Source organism: Pseudomonas sp. SJZ077 (genome assembly GCF_007993905.1).
GTDB lineage: Bacteria > Pseudomonadota > Gammaproteobacteria > Pseudomonadales > Pseudomonadaceae > Aquipseudomonas > Aquipseudomonas mandelii.
Window position 1 is genome coordinate 25,516 of record NZ_VIUJ01000030.1, and the last position, 22,369, is coordinate 47,884.

Annotated in this window: 18 protein-coding genes; 17 read left to right on the forward strand and 1 reads right to left on the reverse strand. The window is 60.6% G+C overall.

The window, feature by feature from the left end; genetic code table 11:
* Positions 1–6: 6 nt before the first annotated feature.
* The gene (gene aceE / locus FBY01_RS29435) at positions 7–2,652 is read right to left on the reverse strand and encodes a pyruvate dehydrogenase (acetyl-transferring), homodimeric type (protein WP_010464306.1); all 2,646 of its coding nucleotides are present in this window, start codon (positions 2,650–2,652) and stop codon (positions 7–9) included.
* A 262-nt stretch (positions 2,653–2,914) separates the two neighbouring features.
* Here aceE and FBY01_RS32040 point away from each other — a divergent pair, with 262 nt between their 5' ends.
* From FBY01_RS32040 to FBY01_RS29515, 17 genes are all read left to right on the forward strand, one after another.
* Complete coding sequence (locus tag FBY01_RS32040; RefSeq protein WP_256580097.1) at positions 2,915–3,040, forward strand: hypothetical protein; 126 nt, start codon at positions 2,915–2,917, stop codon at positions 3,038–3,040.
* Positions 3,037–5,976 (forward strand): bifunctional [glutamate--ammonia ligase]-adenylyl-L-tyrosine phosphorylase/[glutamate--ammonia-ligase] adenylyltransferase, encoded by a 2,940-nt coding sequence (gene glnE, locus FBY01_RS29440; protein ID WP_145310700.1) that lies wholly within the window; start codon positions 3,037–3,039, stop codon positions 5,974–5,976. Before FBY01_RS32040 ends, glnE begins: the two co-directional genes overlap by 4 nt.
* Before the next feature lie 307 nt (positions 5,977–6,283).
* Positions 6,284–7,318 carry a lipopolysaccharide heptosyltransferase II gene (gene waaF, locus FBY01_RS29445; protein ID WP_010464302.1) on the forward strand — a complete coding sequence of 345 codons (1,035 nt, stop codon included), beginning with the start codon at positions 6,284–6,286 and terminating at the stop codon, positions 7,316–7,318.
* 1 nt (position 7,319) lies between these two features.
* Positions 7,320–8,381 (forward strand): lipopolysaccharide heptosyltransferase I, encoded by a 1,062-nt coding sequence (gene waaC, locus FBY01_RS29450; protein WP_145310702.1) that lies wholly within the window; start codon positions 7,320–7,322, stop codon positions 8,379–8,381.
* A complete protein-coding gene (locus FBY01_RS29455; RefSeq protein ID WP_077747649.1) occupies positions 8,381–9,502 on the forward strand; it encodes a glycosyltransferase family 4 protein in 1,122 nt (373 codons plus the stop codon). Before waaC ends, FBY01_RS29455 begins: the two co-directional genes overlap by 1 nt.
* Positions 9,502–10,308, forward strand: a complete 807-nt coding sequence (gene rfaP, locus FBY01_RS29460; RefSeq protein WP_145310704.1) for a lipopolysaccharide core heptose(I) kinase RfaP — start codon at positions 9,502–9,504, stop codon at positions 10,306–10,308. Before FBY01_RS29455 ends, rfaP begins: the two co-directional genes overlap by 1 nt.
* Complete coding sequence (locus FBY01_RS29465) at positions 10,308–11,042, forward strand: lipopolysaccharide kinase InaA family protein (protein WP_010464295.1); 735 nt, start codon at positions 10,308–10,310, stop codon at positions 11,040–11,042. Before rfaP ends, FBY01_RS29465 begins: the two co-directional genes overlap by 1 nt.
* On the forward strand, positions 11,039–11,791 hold the full coding sequence (locus FBY01_RS29470) for a lipopolysaccharide kinase InaA family protein (RefSeq protein WP_077747651.1): 753 nt from the start codon (positions 11,039–11,041) through the stop codon (positions 11,789–11,791). Before FBY01_RS29465 ends, FBY01_RS29470 begins: the two co-directional genes overlap by 4 nt.
* A complete protein-coding gene (locus FBY01_RS29475) occupies positions 11,791–13,242 on the forward strand; it encodes a lipopolysaccharide kinase InaA family protein (RefSeq protein WP_145310706.1) in 1,452 nt (483 codons plus the stop codon). The genes FBY01_RS29470 and FBY01_RS29475 overlap by 1 nt, the downstream gene beginning before the upstream one ends.
* A gap of 238 nt (positions 13,243–13,480) precedes the next feature.
* Positions 13,481–13,816, forward strand: coding sequence for a YceK/YidQ family lipoprotein (locus FBY01_RS29480; RefSeq protein ID WP_083375197.1), 336 nt, complete (start codon positions 13,481–13,483; stop codon positions 13,814–13,816).
* 313 nt (positions 13,817–14,129) lie between these two features.
* Complete coding sequence (locus FBY01_RS29485) at positions 14,130–15,887, forward strand: carbamoyltransferase (RefSeq protein ID WP_010464288.1); 1,758 nt, start codon at positions 14,130–14,132, stop codon at positions 15,885–15,887.
* On the forward strand, positions 15,871–17,001 hold the full coding sequence (locus FBY01_RS29490) for a glycosyltransferase (RefSeq protein ID WP_077747654.1): 1,131 nt from the start codon (positions 15,871–15,873) through the stop codon (positions 16,999–17,001). Before FBY01_RS29485 ends, FBY01_RS29490 begins: the two co-directional genes overlap by 17 nt.
* On the forward strand, positions 17,001–17,897 hold the full coding sequence (locus tag FBY01_RS29495; protein ID WP_145310709.1) for an antimicrobial resistance protein Mig-14: 897 nt from the start codon (positions 17,001–17,003) through the stop codon (positions 17,895–17,897). Before FBY01_RS29490 ends, FBY01_RS29495 begins: the two co-directional genes overlap by 1 nt.
* Positions 17,898–17,905: 8 nt before the next feature.
* The gene (locus tag FBY01_RS29500) at positions 17,906–19,339 is read left to right on the forward strand and encodes a PIG-L deacetylase family protein (RefSeq protein WP_145310711.1); all 1,434 of its coding nucleotides are present in this window, start codon (positions 17,906–17,908) and stop codon (positions 19,337–19,339) included.
* 53 nt (positions 19,340–19,392) lie between these two features.
* Positions 19,393–20,277 (forward strand): DUF6625 family protein, encoded by an 885-nt coding sequence (locus FBY01_RS29505; RefSeq protein ID WP_010464281.1) that lies wholly within the window; start codon positions 19,393–19,395, stop codon positions 20,275–20,277.
* The gene (locus FBY01_RS29510; protein WP_145310713.1) at positions 20,274–21,428 is read left to right on the forward strand and encodes a glycosyltransferase family 4 protein; all 1,155 of its coding nucleotides are present in this window, start codon (positions 20,274–20,276) and stop codon (positions 21,426–21,428) included. The genes FBY01_RS29505 and FBY01_RS29510 overlap by 4 nt, the downstream gene beginning before the upstream one ends.
* Positions 21,425–22,309, forward strand: a complete 885-nt coding sequence (locus tag FBY01_RS29515; RefSeq protein WP_010464275.1) for a glycosyltransferase — start codon at positions 21,425–21,427, stop codon at positions 22,307–22,309. The genes FBY01_RS29510 and FBY01_RS29515 overlap by 4 nt, the downstream gene beginning before the upstream one ends.
* The last annotated feature ends 60 nt before the right edge of the window (positions 22,310–22,369 follow it).

Sequence of the window (22,369 nt, forward strand, 5' to 3'; positions counted from 1 at the left end):
GTCTCCTCAGCAGTCCAGTGGGTTGCGTTTTTCCGGGTTGATCCCGAACTTGGCGATGGCCTCGGCCACCACTTTAGGTTCGATGTCACCACGGTCAGCCAAGGCTTCCAGGGCTGCCAACACCACGAAATGACGGTCGACTTCGAAGAAGTGACGCAGCTTCTTGCGGCTGTCACTGCGGCCGAAACCGTCGGTGCCCAGGACTTTGAATTCCTTGGACGGGACCCACTGACGAATTTGCTCAGCGAACAGCTTCATGTAGTCGGTAGACGCGATGACCGGACCTTTACGGCCGTTCAGGCACTCTTCGACATAGCTCAGTTTAGGCTTCTGGCCCGGATGCAGACGGTTGGTGCGCTCGACGGCCAGGCCATCGCGACGCAGTTCGTTGAAGCTGGTAACGCTCCAGACGTCGGCGGCAACGTTGAACTCTTCACGCAGAATCTTCGCCGCTTCACGGACTTCACGCAGGATGGTGCCGGAGCCCATCAGCTGAACGTGGTGCGCCGCTTCGCGGGTGTCTTCTTCGAGCAGGTACATGCCCTTGATGATGCCTTCCTCGACACCGGCCGGCATGGCTGGCTGCTGATAGGACTCGTTCATCACGGTGATGTAGTAGAAAACGTCCTGCTGCTCTTCGGTCATCTTCTTCATGCCGTCCTGGATGATCACCGCCAGCTCGTAGCCGTAGGTTGGATCAAAGGTGCGGCAGTTCGGGATGGTGGCAGCCAGGATGTGGCTGTGACCGTCTTCGTGTTGCAGGCCTTCGCCGTTCAGCGTGGTCCGGCCGGCGGTGCCGCCGATCAGGAAACCACGGGTACGGCTGTCGCCTGCAGCCCAAGCCAGGTCGCCGATGCGCTGGAAGCCGAACATCGAATAGAAGATGTAGAACGGCAGCATTGGCTGGTTGTGGCTGGAGTACGAAGTACCGGCTGCAATGAAGGAGCTCATGGCGCCCGCTTCGTTGATGCCTTCTTCGAGGATCTGGCCCTTCTTGTCTTCCTTGTAGAACATCACCTGGTCTTTATCGACTGGCTCGTAGAGCTGGCCGACGGACGAGTAGATGCCCAACTGACGGAACATGCCTTCCATACCGAAGGTACGGGCTTCGTCCGGGATGATCGGGACGATGCGCGGGCCGATTTCCTTGTCCTTGACCAGCTGCGCGAGGATCCGCACGAAGGCCATGGTGGTGGAGATTTCACGGTCGCCCGAACCATCAAGAATCGCCTTGAGGGTATCGAGCGACGGGGTCGGCACGCTGAAGCTTTGCGCGCGGCGCTGTGGCACAAAACCGCCCAGTGCAGTGCGGCGCTCGCTCAGGTAGCGGGCTTCGGCGCTGTTTGGCTCTGGCTTGAAGAACGGCAGGTTTTCCAGCTCTTCGTCGCGAACCGGAATGTCGAAACGATCGCGGAACAGCTTCAGGCTTTCAACATCAACCTTCTTGGTGTTGTGCGCGGTGTTTTTCGCTTCGCCGGCACCGGTGCCATAACCCTTGATGGTCTTGGCGAGGATGACGGTCGGTTGTTCTTTGTGGTTGACCGCTTCGTGGTAAGCCGCGTAGACCTTGTACGGGTCGTGGCCGCCACGGTTGAGTTTCCAGATCTCGTCGTCGGACAGATCAGCAACCATCGCCTTGAGTTCTGGCGAGTTGAAGAAGTGTTCACGCACGAACGCGCCGTCTTTGGCTTTGTAGTTCTGGTACTCGCCGTCGATGACTTCGTCCATGCGACGTTGCAGGATACCGTCGACGTCTTTGGCCAGCAGTGGGTCCCAGAAACGGCCCCAGATGACTTTGGTCACGTTCCACTGAGCACCGCGGAACACGCCTTCGAGTTCCTGGATGATTTTGCCGTTGCCGCGAACCGGGCCGTCGAGGCGCTGCAGGTTGCAGTTGATGACGAAGATCAGGTTGTCGAGCTTCTCGCGGCCAGCCAGCGAGATCGCGCCCAGGGATTCTGGCTCGTCGCACTCGCCGTCGCCCAGGAAGCACCAGACTTTCTGCTTGCCTTCAGGGATGAAGCCGCGGGCTTCCAGGTACTTCATGAAACGTGCCTGGTAGATCGCCTGGATCGGGCCCAGACCCATGGATACGGTCGGGAACTGCCAGAAATCAGGCATCAGCCAAGGGTGCGGATAGGAAGACAGGCCTTGACCATCGACTTCCTGGCGGAAGTTGTTCATCTGGTCTTCGGTGATGCGGCCTTCCATGAACGCACGGGCGTAAACGCCTGGCGAGGTGTGGCCCTGGAAGTAGATCAGGTCGCCGCCGTGTTCATCGGTCGGGGCCTGGAAGAAATAGTTGAAGCCGATGTCATACAGGGTGGCGCTGGAGGCGAAGCTGGAGATGTGACCGCCCAGGTCCGAATCTTTCAGGTTCGTGCGCATCACCATGGCCATCGCGTTCCAGCGTACCAGCGAGCGAATGCGGCGTTCCATGAACAGGTCGCCAGGCATGCGTGCTTCGTGGGTAACGGGAATGGTGTTGCGGTATGGCGTGGTGATGGCGTAAGGCAACTGCGAACCGCTGCGGGTTGCGAGTTCGCCCATACGGGTCATCAGATAGTGAGCGCGGTCTTCGCCTTCTTTGTCGAGAACCGATTCCAGGGCGTCCAGCCATTCCTGGGTTTCGACGGGATCGAGGTCTTGCATGGCTTGCTCCAGGGCGGAAAGGCTTCCAGAATCGGTTGCCTGAGTTTGCGACTGGCCTTGTGGGCAGACGATATAAATTCTTGGATTGCCGAGTGGTAGGTTCCGGCGGCGTGTAGTTTTACTACAAATCATCGGGCATTTCAGCTATCTGGATGTATATACGAGTAGTAAAACTACAGATGAGCGGCTTGTGGCCTCCGGCTGCGTTGTGAGAATAATCGTTAAGGTTGGTCTTTTGCCAACCGAAAAAGGTGAAAGCTTGATGCTGCCTGCCAAAAATAAAGAAATTTCAGCTATTTCTAACCTTTGTTCGACAGTCGATCACGTAGTGCGTTTTGAAAAATCACTACATGCCGCCCTCTACACGCCGATCAAGGATAGACCATGAGCCTCCCTCCGCTTGCCGAACTGCCCGGCATTCTCCTGCCGTTTGTCACCCGCGCCGAGCAGTCGTTCCGTACCGCCGTTGCCGAGTTGGAAGATGACCATGGCCTGTCTGCCTGGACAGCTGAGCGCTGGGCGCAATTCGCCCGCGTCACCGCCGCCAGCGATTTCGTGACCGAACAGAGTGTGCGTGACCCCTTGATGTTGCTGGCGCTGGTGCAGTCCGGCGAACTGGATCGCAGATTCGCACCGGGCGAGTTGTGCGGGCAGATCGCGGCAGCGGTGAATGCGGCCGAAACCGATGACGAGCTCGGTCGCGCCTTGCGCCGTCAGCGCACGCGTCAGCAAGTGCGGATCATCTGGCGCGACCTGACTCGTCAGGCTGATCTGGTCCAGACCTGCCGCGACCTCTCGGACATGGCCGATGCGAGCATCGATCAGGCCTATCAGTGGTTGTACTCGCGGCATTGCCAGCAGTTCGGCGTGCCCACCGGCCGGCGCAGCGGCGAGCCGCAGCAGATGGTCATCCTCGGCATGGGCAAGCTCGGTGCAGTGGAGCTCAACCTGTCATCGGACATCGACCTGATCTTCGCCTACCCCGAGGGTGGCGAAACCGTCGGCGTGAAACGCTCGCTGGATAACCAGGAATTCTTCATTCGTCTCGGCCAGCGCCTGATCAAGGCGCTAGACCCGATGACCGTCGACGGTTTTGTGTTCCGGGTCGACATGCGTCTGCGGCCTTACGGCTCGGCCGGTGCCCTGGTGTTGAGCTTCAACGCGCTGGAGCAGTATTACCAGGACCAGGGCCGCGACTGGGAACGCTACGCGATGATCAAGTCGCGGGTGGTGGCTGGCGATCAAGTGGCCGGCGCGCAACTGCAAGAGATGCTGCGCCCGTTCGTTTACCGGCGTTACCTCGACTTCTCGGCGATCGAAGCGCTGCGCACCATGAAGCAGCTGATCCAGCAGGAAGTGCGGCGCAAAGGCATGGCCGACAACATCAAGCTCGGCTCGGGCGGCATCCGCGAAGTGGAGTTTATCGCCCAGGCGTTCCAGCTGATCCACGGCGGTCGCGACCTGAGCCTGCAGCAACGCCCTCTATTAAAAGTACTGAGCACCCTGGAAGGTCAGGGTTACCTGCCGCCGGCGGTGATCAGCGAGCTGCGCGAAGGCTATGAATTCCTGCGGTACACCGAGCACGCGATCCAGGCGATTGCCGACCGCCAGACCCAGATGCTGCCGGACGGTGCGCAGGATCAGGCGCGCATTGCCTTTATGTTGGGCTTCGCTGACTGGGAGGCTTTCCATGCGCAGCTTATGTATTGGCGAGGCCGCGTGGCCTGGCACTTTGGACAAGTGATCGCCGATCCCGATGAAGAGGAAGGCACCGAAAGCGAAGTGGTGGTCGGCGGCGAATGGCTGCCGCTGTGGGAAGAGGCCCAGGATGAAGAAGCCGCCTGCCGTCAGTTGGAAGAGGGCGGTTTTGCCGATGCCACCAAGGCACTGAAAGCGTTGGCCGGTTTGCGCAGCAGCCCGCAGTTGCGCGCGATGCAGCGTTTGGGGCGCGAACGCCTCGATGCATTTATTCCGCGTTTGCTGGCTCAGGCGGTCGAGCATGCCAATCCGGATCTGGTACTTGAGCGCGTGCTGCCGTTGGTTGAAGCGGTGGCCCGTCGCTCGGCGTATCTGGTGCTGCTGACCGAGAACCCCGGCGCCCTGCGACGTTTGCTGACCTTGTGCGCGGCAAGCCCATGGATCGCCGAGCAGATCACCCGCTTCCCGCTGCTGCTCGACGAATTGCTCAATGAAGGTCGATTGTTCAAGCCCCCCCTGGCGCCGGAACTGGCCGCCGAGTTGCGCGAGCGCCTGACGCGGATTCCCGAAGACGACCTCGAACAGCAAATGGAAGCCCTGCGCCATTTCAAACTGGCACACCGCTTGCGGGTCGCCGCTTCGGAAATCGCCGGCAGCCTGCCGTTGATGAAAGTCAGCGATTACCTGACCTGGCTGGCTGAAGCGATCCTCGCACAAGTACTGGCCCTGGCCTGGCGCCAGACCGTGGCCAAATATGGCACGCCACTGCGCACCGACGGCACCTTGTGCGATCCGGGTTTCATTATTGTCGGTTATGGGAAAGTCGGCGGACTGGAATTGGGGCATGGTTCGGACCTGGACCTGGTGTTCATCCATGACGGTGATCCGCAGGCGGAAACCGACGGAGCGAAACCTATCGACGGCGCGCAGTTTTTCACCCGGTTGGGGCAGCGGATCATTCATTTGATTACGACCCAGACCAACTCTGGCCAGCTGTATGAAGTCGATATGCGCCTGCGGCCGTCCGGCGCCTCGGGGTTGCTGGTGAGTTCGGTCGGGGCGTTTGCCCGCTACCAGGAAAACGAAGCCTGGACCTGGGAACATCAGGCACTGGTGCGGGCCCGGGTGCTGGTGGGCAGCCAGGATGTCGGCCAGGCATTCGAGAAGGTGCGCGCGGCGATATTGGGTAAGCACCGGGACCTGGCGACCTTGCGTCAGGAGGTGAGCGAGATGCGCGCCAAGATGCGCGATAACCTCGGTAGCAAGAGCACCGCAGCCGGCACGGCGGCAAATGCCTTCGAGGCCACGGCGCCATTCGATCTCAAGCAGGACGCCGGAGGTATCGTCGATATTGAATTTATGGTGCAATACGCGGCCCTGGCGTGGTCCGAAACACACCCGCCATTGCTGCGCTGGACGGATAACATCCGCATTCTGGAAGAGCTGGAACACGAAGGGCTGATGCCTGCCGAAGACGCCAGCCTGCTACGCGAGGCCTACAAGGCCTACCGTTCCGCCGCCCACCGGCAGGCCTTGCAGAAGGACCCCGGGGTGATACCGGGTGACCAGTTTGTCGATGAGCGTCGGCAGGTATTGCGGATCTGGCGTGAACTAGGGTTAAGCTGAAACGTGCGAGTTGAAGCAACAAGATTCAAATGTGGGAGCGAGCCTGCTCGCGAAGGCGGGGTGTCAGTCGCCATCGATGCTGGATGTGACGGCCCCTTCGCGAGCAGGCTCGCTCCCACAGTAGATCTGCTTTGTATCGCAGAACGATGCACACCAAATCCCAATGTGGGAGCGAGCCTGCTCGCGATAGCGGAGTGACAGTCGACAGCAATGTTGAAGGTGATGACCCATCGCAAGCCGACAGGCTCCCGCAGTGATTCTCGAGGCGGGGAGGCGTATGCCTCCCCGGTTCGTTTATGGAAACCACATGAAAATTCTGATCGTTGGGCCCAGTTGGGTCGGTGACATGGTGATGGCGCAGACACTGTTTCAGTGTCTCAAGCAACGCCACCCGCAATGCGAAATCGACGTCCTGGCCCCCGAATGGAGCCGGCCGATCCTGGAGCGCATGCCCGAAGTCCGTCAGGCCTTGAGCTTTCCGCTCGGCCATGGCGCCTTGGAGCTGGCGACGCGTCGGCGCATCGGCAAATCCCTGGCCGGCCAGTACGATCAGGCGATCCTGCTGCCAAACTCCTTGAAATCGGCGCTGGTGCCGTTCTTCGCCGGCATCCCGAAACGCACCGGCTGGCGCGGCGAGTTCCGCTACGGCCTGCTTAATGACGTGCGCACGCTGGATAAAGAACGTTATCCGCTGATGATCGAGCGCTTCATGGCGCTGGCATTTGAGCGCGGTGCCGAACTGCCGACACCGTATCCACGGCCAAGCCTGCAGATCGACCCGGTCACCCGCGAGGCGGCGCTGGCCAAGTTCGGCCTGACCCTCGACCGCCCGGTGTTGGCCCTGTGCCCAGGTGCAGAGTTCGGCGAATCCAAGCGCTGGCCGTCCGAGCATTACGCCAAGGTCGCCGAAGCGAAGATCCGTGAAGGCTGGCAAGTCTGGTTGTTCGGTTCGAAAAACGATCACGCGGTCGGCGAAGACATCCGCGCACGGCTGATTCCCGGCCTGCGCGAAGAGTCGGTCAACCTCAGCGGCGGGACCTCCCTGGCCGAAGCTATCGACCTGATGTCCTGCGCCGATTCGGTGGTGTCCAACGACTCCGGCCTGATGCACGTCGCCGCTGCGCTCAACCGCCCGCTGGTGGCCGTCTACGGTTCGACATCGCCGGGCTTCACGCCCCCCTTGGCCGAGCACGTCGAGATTGTGCGCCTGGGCCTCGAATGCAGCCCGTGCTTCGATCGCACCTGCCGCTTCGGTCATTACAACTGCCTGCGCCAGCTCATGCCGCAAGCGGTGAACGAAGCCTTGCAGCGGTTGCAGGGCACTGTGGTCGAGGTCAAATAGCTTGCGCGTTCTGTTGATCAAGACATCTTCGCTGGGCGACGTGATTCACGCGTTGCCCGCGTTGACCGACGCGGCGCGGGCGATCCCCGGCATCACGTTCGACTGGGTGGTGGAAGAAGGCTTCGCCGAGATCCCGACCTGGCACCCGGCCGTGGGCAAGGTGATCCCGGTGGCGATCCGTCGCTGGCGCAAGAACCTCTGGCAAACCCTCAATAGTGGCGAGTGGAAGCGCTTCAAACAAAGCGTTCGCGCCACCCGATACGATCTGGTGATTGATGCCCAGGGCCTGCTCAAAAGCGCCTGGTTGACGCGCTATGTCAAAGCGCCGGTCGCCGGGCTCGACAAGGACTCGGCGCGCGAGCCCATCGCCGCACGTTTCTATTCCCGTCGTCTGGCGGTGGGCCGTGGACAACACGCGGTAGAGCGGGTACGTCAATTGTTCGCTCTGGCCTTGGGCTACGACCTGCCCAAAGGCCTGGGCGATTACGGCTTGAACGTCGAGCGCCTGGTGGAACTGCCGCGCAAGAACCCTTATGTGCTGTTTCTGCACGGCACCACGTGGGACACCAAGCACTGGCCGGAAGCCTATTGGCGCGAACTGGCCGAGCGCGTTGGCTATCTCGGTGTTGCCGTGAAGCTGCCGTGGGGCAATCCGGTCGAGAAGGCCCGGGCCGAACGCATCGCCGCCGGGTTCCGGCATGTCGAAGTGCTGCCCAAACTGAACCTGGCCGGTGTCGGCAAAGTGTTGGCTGGTGCTCAAGCCTGCGTGGCCGTGGACACCGGCCTCGGTCATCTGGCCGCCGCGCTCGACGTACCGACCCTGTCGCTGTTCGGTCCGACCAACCCGGGCCTGACCGGCGCCTACGGCAAGGCGCAGATTCACATCGCCAGCGATTTCCCCTGCGCGCCGTGCCTGCAAAAGAAATGTACGTATCAACCGACGGCCGAAGATGCCCGTCAGTTCGACCTGAAACGCGAGTGGCCCCTGTGCTTCACGCGTCTGAATCCCGAGCGTGTCGCGACCCGACTGAGCACGTTGTTACTGGCTGAGGAGCTGCGCTGATGCAATTGGCATTCGTCTTGTACAAGTACTTTCCGTTCGGGGGGTTGCAGCGCGATTTCATGCGCATCGCCCTGGAGTGCCAGCAGCGCGGCCATCAGATTCGCGTCTACACGCTGATCTGGGAAGGCGATGTCCCGCCGGGTTTCGAAGTGCTGGTGGCGCCGGTCAAGGCGTTCTTCAATCATCGCCGTAATGAAAAGCTCAGCGAGTGGATGGAAGCGGACCTGGCCAAGCGTCCTGTGGACCGTCTGATCGGCTTCAACAAGATGCCGGGCCTGGACGTTTACTACGCCGCCGATGGTTGCTTTGAAGACAAGGCGCAGAACCTGCGCAACTCGCTGTACCGTCGTTGGGGCCGCTACCGGCACTTCGCCGAGTACGAGCGCGCGGTGTTCGCCAAGGACGCCAAGACGGAAGTGCTGATGATTTCCGAAGTCCAGCAGCCGCTGTTCATCAAGCATTACGACACACCGCTGGAACGCTTCCATTTGCTGCCGCCGGGGATCTCCCAGGACCGGCGCGCACCCGCCAATGCCGCCGAAATCCGAGCCGATTTCCGTCGCGAATTCAACCTCAAGGACGATGAGCTGCTGCTGGTGCAGATCGGCTCCGGGTTCAAGACCAAGGGGGTGGATCGCAGCCTCAAGGCGCTGGCCGCGTTGCCTGCTGATCTGAAGAAACGCACCCGGCTGTTTGTAATTGGCCAGGATGACCCCAAATTATTCCAGATGCAGAGCGCCACTTTGGGGCTCGGCGACAACGTGACGTTCCTCAAGGGGCGCAGCGATATCCCACGTTTCCTGCTGGGTGCCGACCTGCTGATTCATCCGGCGTATAACGAAAACACCGGGACTGTGTTGCTCGAAGCCCTGGTGGCTGGGTTGCCGGTATTGGTGAGCGCGGTCTGTGGTTACGCCCATTACATCGCCGAGGCCGACGCCGGCCTGGTGTTGGACGAACCGTTCGATCAGGCGCAACTGACGCAGTACCTGACCGGCATGTTGAACGACGCTCAAGCACGGGCGGCCTGGAGCCGCAACGGTCTGGCCTTCGCTGAGACGGCCGACCTCTACAGCATGCCGCAGCACGCGGCCGATGTGATTCTGGCGGAGCACGCTTAATGAAGTTGATGCTGGCTGAACCGTTCAAGAGCCTTTGGGCCGGACGCGATGCGTTCACCGAAGTGGAAGGCTTGCAGGGCGAGGTTTACCGTGAACTGGAAGCGCGCCGGACCTTGCGCACTGAAGTGAACGGCAATGGCTTTTTCGTGAAGATCCACCGTGGCATCGGCTGGGGCGAGATCTTCAAGAACCTGCTGACGGCCAAGCTGCCGGTACTCGGCGCGGGTCAGGAGTGGAAGGCCATTCAGCGCCTCAAAGAAGTCGGCGTACCGACTATGACCGCCGTCGCTTATGGCGAAAAGGGCAGCAACCCGGCGGATCAACACTCGTTTATCGTCACCGAAGAACTGGCGCCCACCGTCAGCCTCGAAGACTTCAGCATCGACTGGATAAAGAACCCGCCCGAGCCCAGACTCAAGCGCGCGCTGATCGCCGAAGTCGCGCGCATGACCGGCATGATGCACCGCGCCGGGGTCAACCACCGCGACTGCTACATCTGCCACTTCCTGCTGCACACCGATAAACCGGTGACGGCTGATGACTTCAAGCTCTCGGTGATCGACCTGCACCGCGCCCAGACCCGGCCGGCCATTACCCAGCGCTGGCGCAACAAGGATCTGGCGGCGTTGTACTTTTCGGCCCTGGACATCGGCCTGACCCAGCGCGACAAACTGCGATTCCTCAAAGGCTACTTCCAGCAGCCATTGCGCCAGATTCTGGCTGAAGAAGCGTCGCTGCTCGCCTGGCTTGAAGGCAAAGCCAACAAACTTTACGACCGTAAACAGCGATACGGGGATGCGCTCTGATGCCCGGTTGGAAGCTGGAACCTGCTTACAGCGATCTGACGGAAGATTTTGGCAGCCTGGAAGCAGTGTTTGCGCTTCAGGGTGAACGCCTGACCCGCGACCCGTTGTCCGAGGTCATCCGCGTCAATCGCAACGGCGTCAATTATTACGTCAAGCGCTACGTGGGTGCCGGCAAAGGCCTGCGCCGCTACCTGGGCAAACCCCGGGTCAAGGCCGAATGGCAGAACCTCAAGCGCTTCGCCAAGTGGGGCATTCCGACCGCTGAAGTGGTTGCCTGGGGGCTGGAGCGGCGAGGCGCGGCGTATGCTCGTGGCGCGATGATCACCCGAGAACTGCCCAACACCGAAGACTTGTCGGCCCTCGCCGACCGCCACGATCCCAAGCTGGCGGACCGCGCCTGGGTCGATTCCGTCAGCCGTCAGTTGGCCGGTTACACCCGGACCATGCACGACAACCGTTTCACCCATAACGATTTGAAGTGGCGTAATCTGCTGATCGACGATGAGGCCAAGCTGTTCCTGATCGATTGCCCCAACGGCGATTTCTGGCGCGGCTTCTGGCTCAAATACCGGATCACCAAAGACCTTGCTTGCCTCGACAAGGTGGCGAAATATCACCTGTCGGCCACCCAGCGCCTGCGCTTTTACCTGCAATACCGCCAGCGTGACCGGCTGAATGCCGACGACAAAAAACGCATCCGGCACGTGGTGAGATTTTTCGAGGGGCGCGAATGACTGATTTCCTGGCCGCTGAAGACCGTGCGCTGCTTGAGCGCCATGGCCTCGGCACGTTCGATGCACTCTGGGACAAGCAACTCGAGGCGGTGGATGAGCCCAACACCGTCAGTGGCGGCTGGAGTAGCGTGTTTCGGCTGGATCTGGAAGGTCATGGCTACTACCTCAAGCGCCAGAGCAACTACCTGACGCGCACCTTCCATGCGCCGTTCGGCGAACCGAGTTTTGCCCGCGAGTTTCGCAACATCAGTCGTTATCAGAAGCTGGGTATTCCGGCGCTGAAAGCGGCGTTTTTTGGTGAGCGCAAAGTCGATGGGGAAGTGCGGGCGGTTCTGCTGACCCGTGCGTTGGACGGTTGGGATGACCTGGATTCGCTGTTACAGCGCTGGTCGGACCTGAGCGAAGCGCAACACACGGCCATCATGAAAGCCTGTGGCGAGCTGGCGCGGCGCCTGCACGGCGTGCGCCAGCTTCACGGCTGTTTCTACCCCAAGCACATTTTCCTCCAGGCCACGGGTGAGGGTTATCAGGCGCAGTTGATCGACCTGGAAAAAACCCGGCCGTTGCTGTTCGGCCAGCGTGACCGGGTCAAGGACCTGGAACCGTTGCTGCGCCGCGCGCCGGAGTGGACCGAAGCGCAGTTGCGCGAATTGCTGGCGGTTTATGTGGATCAGCCACGGGACAGTTCGCTGGTGGACAGTTGGGTTTCGCGCCTCACCGCGCGACGTAGTCACAAGGAGGCGCGCTGATGCGTTTGTCCGAATTGAAAGGCGCGGGCCGCAGCCCGAGCCTGCCGATGAGTATTTCACTGGCCGATGCTGCCGGTCCCGCCGAGTTGCAGTTGCTGAGCTTGTTGCGCGTATTGCCGGGGCAGCGTTATGTCGGCGCCGGCGTGTGGCGCGGCCGGCCGGTGCTGGCCAAGTTGTTGGTCGGCGGCAAGGCGGCGCGGCATTTTCAGCGTGAACTGGACGGCGTGCGTTTGCTCGCCGATCAAGGGCTGACCACTCCGCAGTTGCTGGTGGACGGCCTGAAAGAGGGCGAGGGCGGCTGGCTACTGTTCGATTTCCTCGAAGGCGCCGAGAGCCTGGGGGAGACCTGGAAAAAAGTCGAACACTTGCCGGTGCTGGCTGATATGCAAGGGGCCGTGTTGGCCGAGGCGTTAGGCGCTATCGGCCAAATGCATCGCAAGGGGCTCTGGCAGGAAGACCTTCATCTGGACAATCTCCTGCGTCAGCGAGGTCGGCTGTACCTGATCGATGGCGGCGGAGTCTGTGCTGAAACCCCGGGCCAGCCGCTGTCACGGCAGAAAGTCCTGGAAAACCTCGGCGTATTTTTCGCCCAGTTGCCCAAGTCTTTGGAACCGTTCACCGAAGAATTGCTGGTGTATTACCTGCTGAGTAACGGCGAACACGCCTTGCCGATGGAAGCGTTGCAGAAGCAGATCGACAAGGTTCGCAGCTGGCGCTTGAAGGACTATCTGATCAAGGTGGGGCGCGAGTGTTCGTTGTTCAGCGTCCAGCGCGGGCCTTTTGGCTTGCGGGCTATTCGTCGCGAAGAAGAGGCGGCGATGCTGCCGGTGCTGGAACAGGCCGATGCCTTGCTCGATCAGGGCCATCTGTACAAGACCGGCGGTGCGGCGAGCGTAGGAAAAGTCGAGGTTGGTGGTCGGACGCTGGTGATCAAGCGCTACAACATCAAAGGCTTTGCCCACTGGCTCAAACGCTTCTGGCGCCCGAGCCGTGCCTGGCACTCGTGGCGCGAAGGCAATCGCCTCGCGTTCCTCGGCATCGCCACGCCCAAACCGCTGGCGTTGCTGGAGAAGCGTTTTCTCTGGCTGCGCAGCCGGGCGTACTTGATCACTGAGTATCTGCCGGGGCCGGACATCATCGAGCGCTTTGCGCCGTACGTTGAAAAGGGTGATGCGCCCGAGGCTGAATTGGTGGCGCTGGATCATTTGTTTGCCGAGCTGATCCGCGAGCGCATCAGCCATGGTGATTTCAAGGGGCACAACCTGTTCTGGCAGCAGGATCGCTGGGCGCTGATCGATCTGGATTCGATGTGTCAGCATGGCTCTGTAGGGAGCTTTGCCCCAGCGTATGCGCGGGACCGGGCGCGGTTCATGCGTAACTGGCCCGAGAGCAGTGCGCTGTATCAGGTCATTGATCAGCGTCTGCCCCAAGACATCTCTGGCGCGGCCTGAATCGGGTCTTCGACCCTATCGTCGGAACGCCGCCCGGAGCCGGCTCGCTCCCACAGGGGCTCTGTGTTCACCGCAGATCAAATGTAGGAGCGAGCCTGCTCGCGATGGGGCCAGAACAGACACCCGAGATTAAGAGGACAAGTTCTTGTGAACCGTCCTACATGATCCCCAGACCCCGTGAACTGTGCGCTGAAGAGCCGCGATGCTAGTTTCGCCTGACGTTCACGGAGGGCAAACCTTGACCATAAAAACGGCTGTTGCAATCGGTACATTCTCACTGGCTTTATCGGGATGCGGGACCGCGCTGACGGTGCTGCAAGATGACGAAGACGCCGCTCGCGGCCTGCGAAAACAAAAAACCTACTGCCAGTCCATCCCCCGCATCTACAGCGGCCTGGCCTACGACTTCTGCATCCTGAATGCCCCGCCAGATCCCACCGGCTTCCTCGTCCCCTTTGTGTTGCTGGACCTGACCCTGTCGGGGGTCATGGACACCGTTTCCTTGCCCTATACGATTTACCGCCAGGCTATCGACGGCAATCTGAGTATTTACTGGCGAGCAGGCCGCGGGTAGCGCTTTTGTAATCCGGCGGGTGATGTGTCTAGTCCTGAAACAGGTTTTCCCTGTTTCAGAAAGCGAAAAGCCCCGATGAACTCACCGAGGCTATAGCGCCGACCGGGATCTCCCAGTCCATTTGAGCAGGAGCCTATGTCGACGTCTTTCTGCTGTCAACGCGTGAGCTTGCTGCTTGCCACTTCCCGCTAGAGGCTTGCCGTCGCTTTTAAGCTATAATCCCGCCCTTTAGCTGTCTCTCGCCCCTTGCGAGGGGCACATCAATTTTTGAGGCGCTTGTCGCCTGCATGCAGACTAAAGAGGCTAGACCCCTGTGGCATTGACGATTCTTGGCCTGTCCGGCGCCCTTAGCCATGATCCTTCAGCAGCCTTGTACATCGACGGCAAGCTGGTCGCGGCGGCTGAGGAAGAGCGCTTCGTACGCGATAAACATGCAAAGAACCGCATGCCTTACGAATCGGCGAAGTTCTGCCTGGAGCAGGCAGGCATCAAGCCGTCCGACGTTGACGTGGTCGCGATTCCGTTCGCCCCGATCAGCATTTTCGGCAAGGCCCGCTGGCAGTACGCCAAGCGTTACTGGTACGCCCCGGACCGCGCACTCGACGCGATCCTGATGGGCAACCGTCGCTACAAGCGCTATCGCAACAAGATCGTCTGGTGCCTGGAGCAACTGGGCTTCGATCCGAAGAAAATCAAGATCGAGCCGGTTGAACACCACCTGGCCCACGCTTCCAGCGCTTATCACTGCTCGGGTTTCAAAGAGAAAACCGCGATCCTCGGCATCGACGGCAAGGGCGAGTACGCCACGACCTTCTTCGGTTATGGCGAAAACGGCAAGATCCACAAGATCAAGGAATTCTTTGATCCGGACTCCCTCGGCGGCCTGTACGGCGCGATCACCGAGTTCCTCGGTTTCGACATGCTGGACGGTGAGTTCAAGGTCATGGGCATGGCGCCGTACGGCGATGCCAGCAAATACGATTTCTCGCGTCTGGCCTCGTTCGAGAACGGCGAACTGGTGATCAACACCGACTACGCCAACGTGATCGGCCTGCGCCGTTATAAAGAGAAGGGCAAGGGTTACTACTTCTCGCCGAAGCTGATCGAGTGGCTGGGGCCGAAGCGCGAAGGCGACATCGCCGACGAGCCGTACATCCACTACGCCGCCAGCATTCAGGCGCTGTTCGAAAAAATTGCGCTGCAGATGATCGACTACTACCTGGGCGACGTGCTCAAGGAAACCGGCAAACTGGCCTACGCCGGTGGCTGTGCGTTGAACGTCAAGCTCAACCAGAAAATCATCGCCCGTGACGACGTCAAGGAGCTGTTCGTACAGCCTGCTTCCGGCGATGCCGGCACCGCAGTCGGCGCAGCAGCCTACGTGTCCAATGCCCGTGGCGTGCCGGTCGAGAAGATGGAACACGTCTACCTCGGCCCGTCGTACAGCAACGAAGACGTGGTCGCCGCGTGCGCCCGTCATCCGAGCAAGCCGGTCTGGCGCAAACTCGAAAACATGCCGGAAAACATCGCCAAAATCATGGTCGACGGTAACCCGGTTGCCTGGTTCCAGGGCCGCATGGAGTTCGGTCCGCGGGCCTTGGGCGGTCGTTCGATCATCGGTTGCCCGAGCGCTGTCGGCGTGGCTGACCGCATCAACCACCAGATCAAGTTCCGCGAGCGCTGGAGGCCTTTCTGCCCGTCGATGCTCGACACCGTGGCCCCGCAGATGATCAAGATCGATCACCCGGCGCCGTTCATGACCTTCACTTTCGAAGTGGCTGAAGAATGGAAGACCCGCGTGCCGGAAGTCGTCCACGAAGACGGCACTTCCCGGGCCCAGGTGCTCAAGCGCGAATACAACCCGCGTTACTACGACATGATGAAGGCGCTGGAAGTGCTGACCGGCAACGGCGTGTCGCTGAACACCTCGCTCAACCGTCGTGGCGAGCCGATGATCTGCTCGCCGACCGACGCGCTGAACATGTTCTTCGGTTCCGATCTACAGTATCTGATCATGGAAGACATCCTGGTGGTCAAAGAGGGCGCCAACGCTTATGACACGCTCGGCTGAACGCCATGTGTTGCAGTTCTGCCACGGCTATGACGGGCCGTTCCTGGACTGCGCCCGGCAGTACGCCAGCCTGTTCGCGGGGACCGGTTATCGGGTGACCACGGTCTTTTTGACCGGGGCCGCCGATAGCGAAGTCGCCGCGAACTGCGCTTCCGATGAAGTGCTGTTCATGGAATACAGCTCCAAGGCCATTCGTGGCCTGAAGCTGGGCGCCATCAGCGATCTGCGCAAGATCGCCGCCTCGCGCAACTTCAGTTTCTGCATTGCTCACCGCTTCAAGCCGATCTACATCGCCTTGCTCGGCACTTCGCTGCCGGTGATCGGCGTGCATCACGCCTTTGGCGATTACAAGCGCGGCACCCGCAAACTGTTCGCGCATATTTTCCGCAAGCGCCTGAGCCTGCTCGGGGTCTCCGATGCGGTGCGTGACGACATGCGCCGTTGCCTGCCGAAATGGCCGGCCGGGCGGATTCAGACGTTGTATAACCGTGTCGATGTGCCGGCATTGCAAACCAGCCAGGTGTCGGTGCGCGAGGCCCGGGAAACCCTCGGCCTGTCGGCGGATGCCTGGATTGTCGGCAACGTCGGACGGCTGCACCCAGACAAAGACCAGACCACGCTGCTGCACGGATTTGCCGAGGCATTGCCGGGCTTGCCGGGCAACAGTCAACTGGTGATCCTCGGCAGTGGTCGCCTGGAGGAGGACCTCAAGGCCCTGGCCCGGGAGCTGGGTATCGGCGACCGCGTGCTGTTCCTCGGCCAGGTGCCGGATGCCCGTCGTTACTTCCGTGCCTTCGATGTGTTTGCCCTGAGTTCTGATCACGAACCGTTCGGCATGGTGCTGCTGGAAGCCATGGCCGCCGGTGTACCGTTGCTCGCCACCGCGTGCGGTGGGGCCAAGGAAGTCGTCGAAGGCGTGGGCATTCTGTTCCCGTTGGGCGATGCCGAACACCTGGCCCAAGGGCTGCAACACCTGGCCGCGATGGACGACCAGCAACGTCACCAGTGTGCCGAGCTGATGCTCGATCGCCTGCGTGAGCGTTTCTCCGACCGCGCGGTACGCGATGCTTTCTGGCATTTGCCGCACGTCACTGAACTGGCACCGAGGGGCTGATGCTCAACCGATTTCAAGGCTGGCGCGAACGGGGCTGGGCGGTGGTCGACGCCTCGACTTATGCACAGGCCTGGCAACGTTTTGGCGGCAGCGTCGCGACCCATCCTCTGGTAGTTGAACGTCTGGCACAGTTGGCCGACATCCCGGTGCGTTACCTGGCCTGGGAAAAAAACGGTGAAGTTAAAGCCGCCATCCCGACCTGGGGCCGTGACCTGGCGCTGTCCAAAGACGTACTCAAGCGCCGTGGTAAAAAAGGCCTGTTCGACCTCGGCAATGCCGAGTTGATCCTGCCGGCCGCCGCTGATGCGCAGGCGCCGCTGCGCCATCGCGGACGTTATTTGTCGGCGCTCAACGAAGGCCGTTTCACCGGCATCAAGCTGCAGACTGAGCAACTGGCGATGGCCCGCACGCCCGAAGAGTTGTCGAAGAAGTTTCGCTACAACCAGCGCCGTGAATTGCGTCTGCTGGAAGAGGCGGGCGGGGTGGTGCGGCCGGTCGCCGAGTTCTCCAGCGCTGAGCTGGGCGCGATCTATTGCGACCTGTTCCAGCGTCGCTGGGGCTTCCCGGCCACCGGCGCCGAGCGCATGGGCGAGGTGATCGAGCTGCTGCGGGACTTGCTGATCGGCTCGGTGATTTTCCTCAACGATGCGCCGATTGCGATTCAACTGGTGTACCGCGTCGAGGCGCCGGAGTGGATCAGCGTCGAGTACATCAATGGGGGGGTCGATCCCGAAACGCGCGAGTTCAGCCCCGGCAGCGTGCTGAGTTTTCTCAATACCCAAAGTGCCTGGGAACACGCCCGCGCCCTGGGTAAACCCTTGCGGTTCTCCTTCGGCCGCGCCGACCGGGAATACAAGGACCGCTGGTGCAATCCCGTGCCGGTCTTCACCGTGTGAGTGAACCCATGAGCCGCAAACAGCAACTGCTCAAGCGCCATCGGCGCAACAAACGCATCGGCCTGTTGATCGCGCTGGTGCTGTTGATTGCCATCGGCGTGCTGGTGGCGTGGTGGTTGCCGCTGGTACTCGCGGTGCTGGGCTGGATTGCCCACGAGGCATGGTTCGCCGACCATTTGTTCTATTCGCCCAAAGACGATTACCAATACAGCTTCCCGCCCTACACCCCGCAGCCCAAGGTGCATCTGGACGGTGAGCGGTTACGCTTGGACGAAGGCGTGATGCTGGTCGACGACGCAACGCTGGTGTTGGCGCTGCGGGTAAAAAGCACGTGGCTGGGGCGCTTTATCGACCCGGTGGTCGAGTTGTTGGGCGGCGACAATCCGGACCGGCAAACCTTTGAGCGCGGTGTGAATGGCCTGCGTTACCTGAACCTCAGTGGTCAGGCGCAAGTATTGTCGCGGGGCGAGTTGCGCCTGCACGGACGCTTCTGCCGCTTGCTCGGTGAGCCTGTGCTGTGGGCGCTGGAACAACCGGATTACCGCCGCCAGCGCGTAATGGTGATCGCCCCTCATGCCGATGACGCCGAACTGGCCGCCTATGGTTTATACAGCCAGGCCGATGAAGCCTGGATCGTGACCCTCACCGCCGGTGAAATCGAAGCCGAGCATTATCAGCAGATCGGCCTGAACAAGGTCGAGGCGGCGCGGCTCAAGGGCCGTTTGCGCGCCTGGGACAGCATCGCTGTGCCGCGTTGGGCTGGCGTGCCTGAAGCGCATTGCGTGCAACTGGGTTATTTCTGCCTGCAACTGGCTGCGATGCAGGCCGCACCGGCGAAGCCGATGGGTTCCCGTGAAGCCGAATTGAGCGACACCCGCGTGTATCGCCAGTTGAATCCATTTGCCCTGCCGGGCGACGTCGACGGTGCTCCGACCTGGAACAACCTGCTGGCCGATCTGCGTGAACTGATACTGCGCGCGCGCCCTGAAGTGATCGTGCTGCCGCACCCGGCGCTCGACCCGCATCCCGATCATCTCTGTGCCCAGCAAGCGGTCCTTGAAGCCTTGCGAGGCCTGGAATGGCAACCGACCACCTTGCTCGGCTACGCCAATCATCTGCACGATAACGATCGCTGGCCGATGGGCGATGCGGGGCATGGCATCGCGCTGCCGCCGGCCTTCGACTCGACCACACCGATGCAGCCTTGCTGCCTGCCGCTGTCGCTGGACCTTCAACGTGATAAAGCCATGGCACTGGGCATGATGCATGACCTGCAACCGCCCATGCCGTTCAAGCGACGTTTGCGTCGGTTGATACAGCGTCTGCTGGCCCTTAGAGTGCCGCCCCTTTATGGCGAAAACGAATTTTTTCGCAAGGCGGTCAGACGTCATGAATTGTTATGGCTTTTGAATCATGATGAAACATCTCGACAGCAGAAATGAAGCACTTCGCTGTCTAGCATGGCCGCGTCTTAAACCACTGCAGTGATTCTTCTGTGATCAACCCACGCCCGCGCATTGTTTTTCTGATTCCGTATTTCGGCCAATGGCCGTTCTGGATGCCGTTTTTCCTGGAAAGTTGTCGTCGCAATGCCGATATCGACTGGTTGCTGTTCAGCGATTGCGGCACGCCCGATAACCTGCCACCCAACGTCACCGTCGAGTTCATGACGTTCAGCGAATACTGCGGGTTGGTGTCAAAACGGCTGGGCATCGATTTTGCACCGGATACAGCTTACAAGCTTTGCGACATCAAGCCGGCGCTGGGGCATATTCATGCCGACCGCTTGCAAGGCTATGATTTCTGGGGGTTCGGCGATATTGATCTGGTGTATGGTGACCTGCGAAGTTACTTCACCCCTGATCGTCTGGCCGGTTATGACCTGTTCTCGACTCACGAGCGGCGGGTAGCAGGGCATCTCTGCCTGATGCGCAACAACGCCCGCAAACGTGAGTTGTTCATGCAGATGAAGGACTGGCGAAAGCGCTTCACCGATCAGGAGCATCATGCGCTGGACGAGGGCGCATTCAGTCGGATCTTTCTCTGGCGCAAGAATTTCCCCGAGCCTTTGTTCACTTTGGTGGGCAAGTTCAATCCGTGGCGTCGGCGCAGCGAATTCACCGAGGCGTTCAGCACGCCGGGTGGCTGTATCAAGTGGCACGACGGCACGGATGATTTTCCGCAACGCTGGTATTGGCGTAATGGCTGTTTGAGTAATGATCGCGATGGCGATCGCCGGTTTCCGTACTTCCATTTTGTTTGCTGGAAACGCAACGAGTGGTCACGGTTACCTCCACCCGATCCAGCCGAGGTCAGGCGTATTGCCGCCGAACCGGCCTGGGTCATCGATGCGACAGGTTTTCACCGGGGAGAGTTATGAGTCAACGGTCAAAGGTTCTGCAATTGCAGCCTGACTACAACGTCAAAGCCCATGATTTTGCCGACCTCGCGGAGCAGATCGTCAAGGCGCTGCCGAGTGATCGCTATGAGGTCACGGCGGCATTCCTGCGTGGCAAACCCGGGCCGGGCGAGGCTGTGAGCCGGGCCGACCGTTCGGTGTACTTCGAGTTTTCCGACAAGTCCCTCAAGGGCATGCGCCTGCGGGCGATGTGGCAGCTGTACAAGTTTTGCCGCGCAGAAAAATTCGACGTGGTGATTTGTAACCGCTTCAAGCCGGTAAACATGATGCTGACGCTCAACCGCTGGTTGAAGGTGCCGCTGTGCATCGGCATTTCCCACGGTTTTGGCGAGTACGACCGGTTTTACCGGCGCCGCCAGACCCAACGCCTGATCGATCGTCACTGGCGCTTCGTCGGTGTGTCGCCGGCGGTCAAGCAGTACCTGTTGGACTGTGACTGCGGTTTCACCGACCAGAATACCTACGCCATTACCAACGCCATCGACATCGAGCAGGCCGAAGGCTTGCAGCACAGCCGCGAGCGTGCCCGTGAACTGCTGGGCATCGATCCGTCGGTGCGCTTGATCGGGGCGCTGGGTCGCCTGGTGCCGGTCAAGGGTCACACCTATCTGTTGCAGGCGTTTGCTGCCCTCAAAGACAAATACCCCAATACCCAGTTGGCGATCATCGGTGCCGGCCGCGAAGAGTCGCGCCTGAAATCCGAAATCGAAAGCCTGGGCCTGACCGGTCGCGCGCACCTGCTGGGCTTCAAGGAAATCGCCTTGCAGTACATTCGCGCGTTCGACATCTGGACCATGCCGTCCCTGGCTGAAGGCTTGGGACTGGCGCTGCTCGAAGGCATGAGCGGGCATCTGCCGGTGATCGCCTCCAACGTGCCGGCCATGCTGCCGTTGATCGAAGGTGCTGGCGGGTTGGCGATTACGCCAAAAGACGTGCCGAGCCTGATCACGGCACTGGATAGCTACCTCGGGCTGTCGGATGACGAGCTCAAGGTCAAGGGCGAGCAGTCCTTCCGTTATCTCCAGGAACAACATGACATCGAGGTGTTCCGCCAGGAATACCTGAACCTGATCGACTCCGGCCTGGAACAGGCCCGCAAGGAACAACCATGAGCGACGCGCAACCTCTCGTAACCGTCATCATCGCGTCGTACAACCACGCTCGCTACATAGAGGAAAGCATTCTCAGCGTCCTCAACCAGACCTATAAGAACATCGAGCTGCTGGTGGTCGACGACGGCTCCAAGGATGATAGCGTCGAGCGGATCAAGGTGTTGCAGGCGCAGTACGGTTTCGATTTCCAGGTTCAGCAGAACCAGGGGCTGACCAACACGCTCAATGGCGCCATTGCCCGTTCAAAGGGCAGCCTGATCGTGCCATTCGGTTCCGACGACATCATGCTGCCGGAGCGCATCGCGACTCAGGTGGCGTACATGGATGGCAAGCCCGAGGTCGGTATCTGCGCCGGCAACATCGAGCTGATCGACGCCGACGGCAATCTGTATCCCGAGAAGCGTCAGCGCCGTGATGTGCCGTTCCGTCGTCTGGATTTCGATGACATGTTCCTGGAGCGCAAACCCTATCCGCCCGCGCCAACCCTGATGATCCGCCGGGAAGCGCTGGACAAGGTGGGTGGGTTCGATCCGAACATCCGACTGGAAGACTTGCTGATCGAGCTGAAGGTGACCCGTGCCGGTTACTTTATCGATGGCCTGAATGTGCTGATGGCGCGCTATCGCAAGCACGCCACCAACTCCTATAAGAACCACCGCTTCATGGTCGACAACATCCTGCGCTCCTACGCGCTGTTCAGCGATCATCCGCTGTACGACGAGGTGCGTTACAAGTTCCTCAGTTCTATGTTCCTCAAGACCGCCAACCGTGACCGCAAGCTCGCCCGCGAGCTGCTGGCGCAGATCCCGTTCAGGGCCTGGAACAAGAAGACCTGGCGCGGTCTGGGGCGGCTGTATTTCTCGCCGTTGGAAAAAGACTAAGGTCGTATCGCGATCTGTGCAGCAGCTGGCGAAACCTGCGTTCGGTTGTGCCAGCTGCTA

Coding starts and splice junctions, on each gene's coding strand:
- aceE (WP_010464306.1), bottom strand. CDS start 2,652: ATGCAAGACCTCGATCCCGTCGAAACCCAGGAATGGCTGGACGCCCTG.
- FBY01_RS32040 (WP_256580097.1), top strand. CDS start 2,915: ATGCTGCCTGCCAAAAATAAAGAAATTTCAGCTATTTCTAACCTTTGT.
- glnE (WP_145310700.1), top strand. CDS start 3,037: ATGAGCCTCCCTCCGCTTGCCGAACTGCCCGGCATTCTCCTGCCGTTT.
- waaF (WP_010464302.1), top strand. CDS start 6,284: ATGAAAATTCTGATCGTTGGGCCCAGTTGGGTCGGTGACATGGTGATG.
- FBY01_RS29455 (WP_077747649.1), top strand. CDS start 8,381: ATGCAATTGGCATTCGTCTTGTACAAGTACTTTCCGTTCGGGGGGTTG.
- rfaP (WP_145310704.1), top strand. CDS start 9,502: ATGAAGTTGATGCTGGCTGAACCGTTCAAGAGCCTTTGGGCCGGACGC.
- FBY01_RS29465 (WP_010464295.1), top strand. CDS start 10,308: ATGCCCGGTTGGAAGCTGGAACCTGCTTACAGCGATCTGACGGAAGAT.
- FBY01_RS29470 (WP_077747651.1), top strand. CDS start 11,039: ATGACTGATTTCCTGGCCGCTGAAGACCGTGCGCTGCTTGAGCGCCAT.
- FBY01_RS29475 (WP_145310706.1), top strand. CDS start 11,791: ATGCGTTTGTCCGAATTGAAAGGCGCGGGCCGCAGCCCGAGCCTGCCG.
- FBY01_RS29490 (WP_077747654.1), top strand. CDS start 15,871: ATGACACGCTCGGCTGAACGCCATGTGTTGCAGTTCTGCCACGGCTAT.
- FBY01_RS29495 (WP_145310709.1), top strand. CDS start 17,001: ATGCTCAACCGATTTCAAGGCTGGCGCGAACGGGGCTGGGCGGTGGTC.
- FBY01_RS29500 (WP_145310711.1), top strand. CDS start 17,906: ATGAGCCGCAAACAGCAACTGCTCAAGCGCCATCGGCGCAACAAACGC.
- FBY01_RS29510 (WP_145310713.1), top strand. CDS start 20,274: ATGAGTCAACGGTCAAAGGTTCTGCAATTGCAGCCTGACTACAACGTC.
- FBY01_RS29515 (WP_010464275.1), top strand. CDS start 21,425: ATGAGCGACGCGCAACCTCTCGTAACCGTCATCATCGCGTCGTACAAC.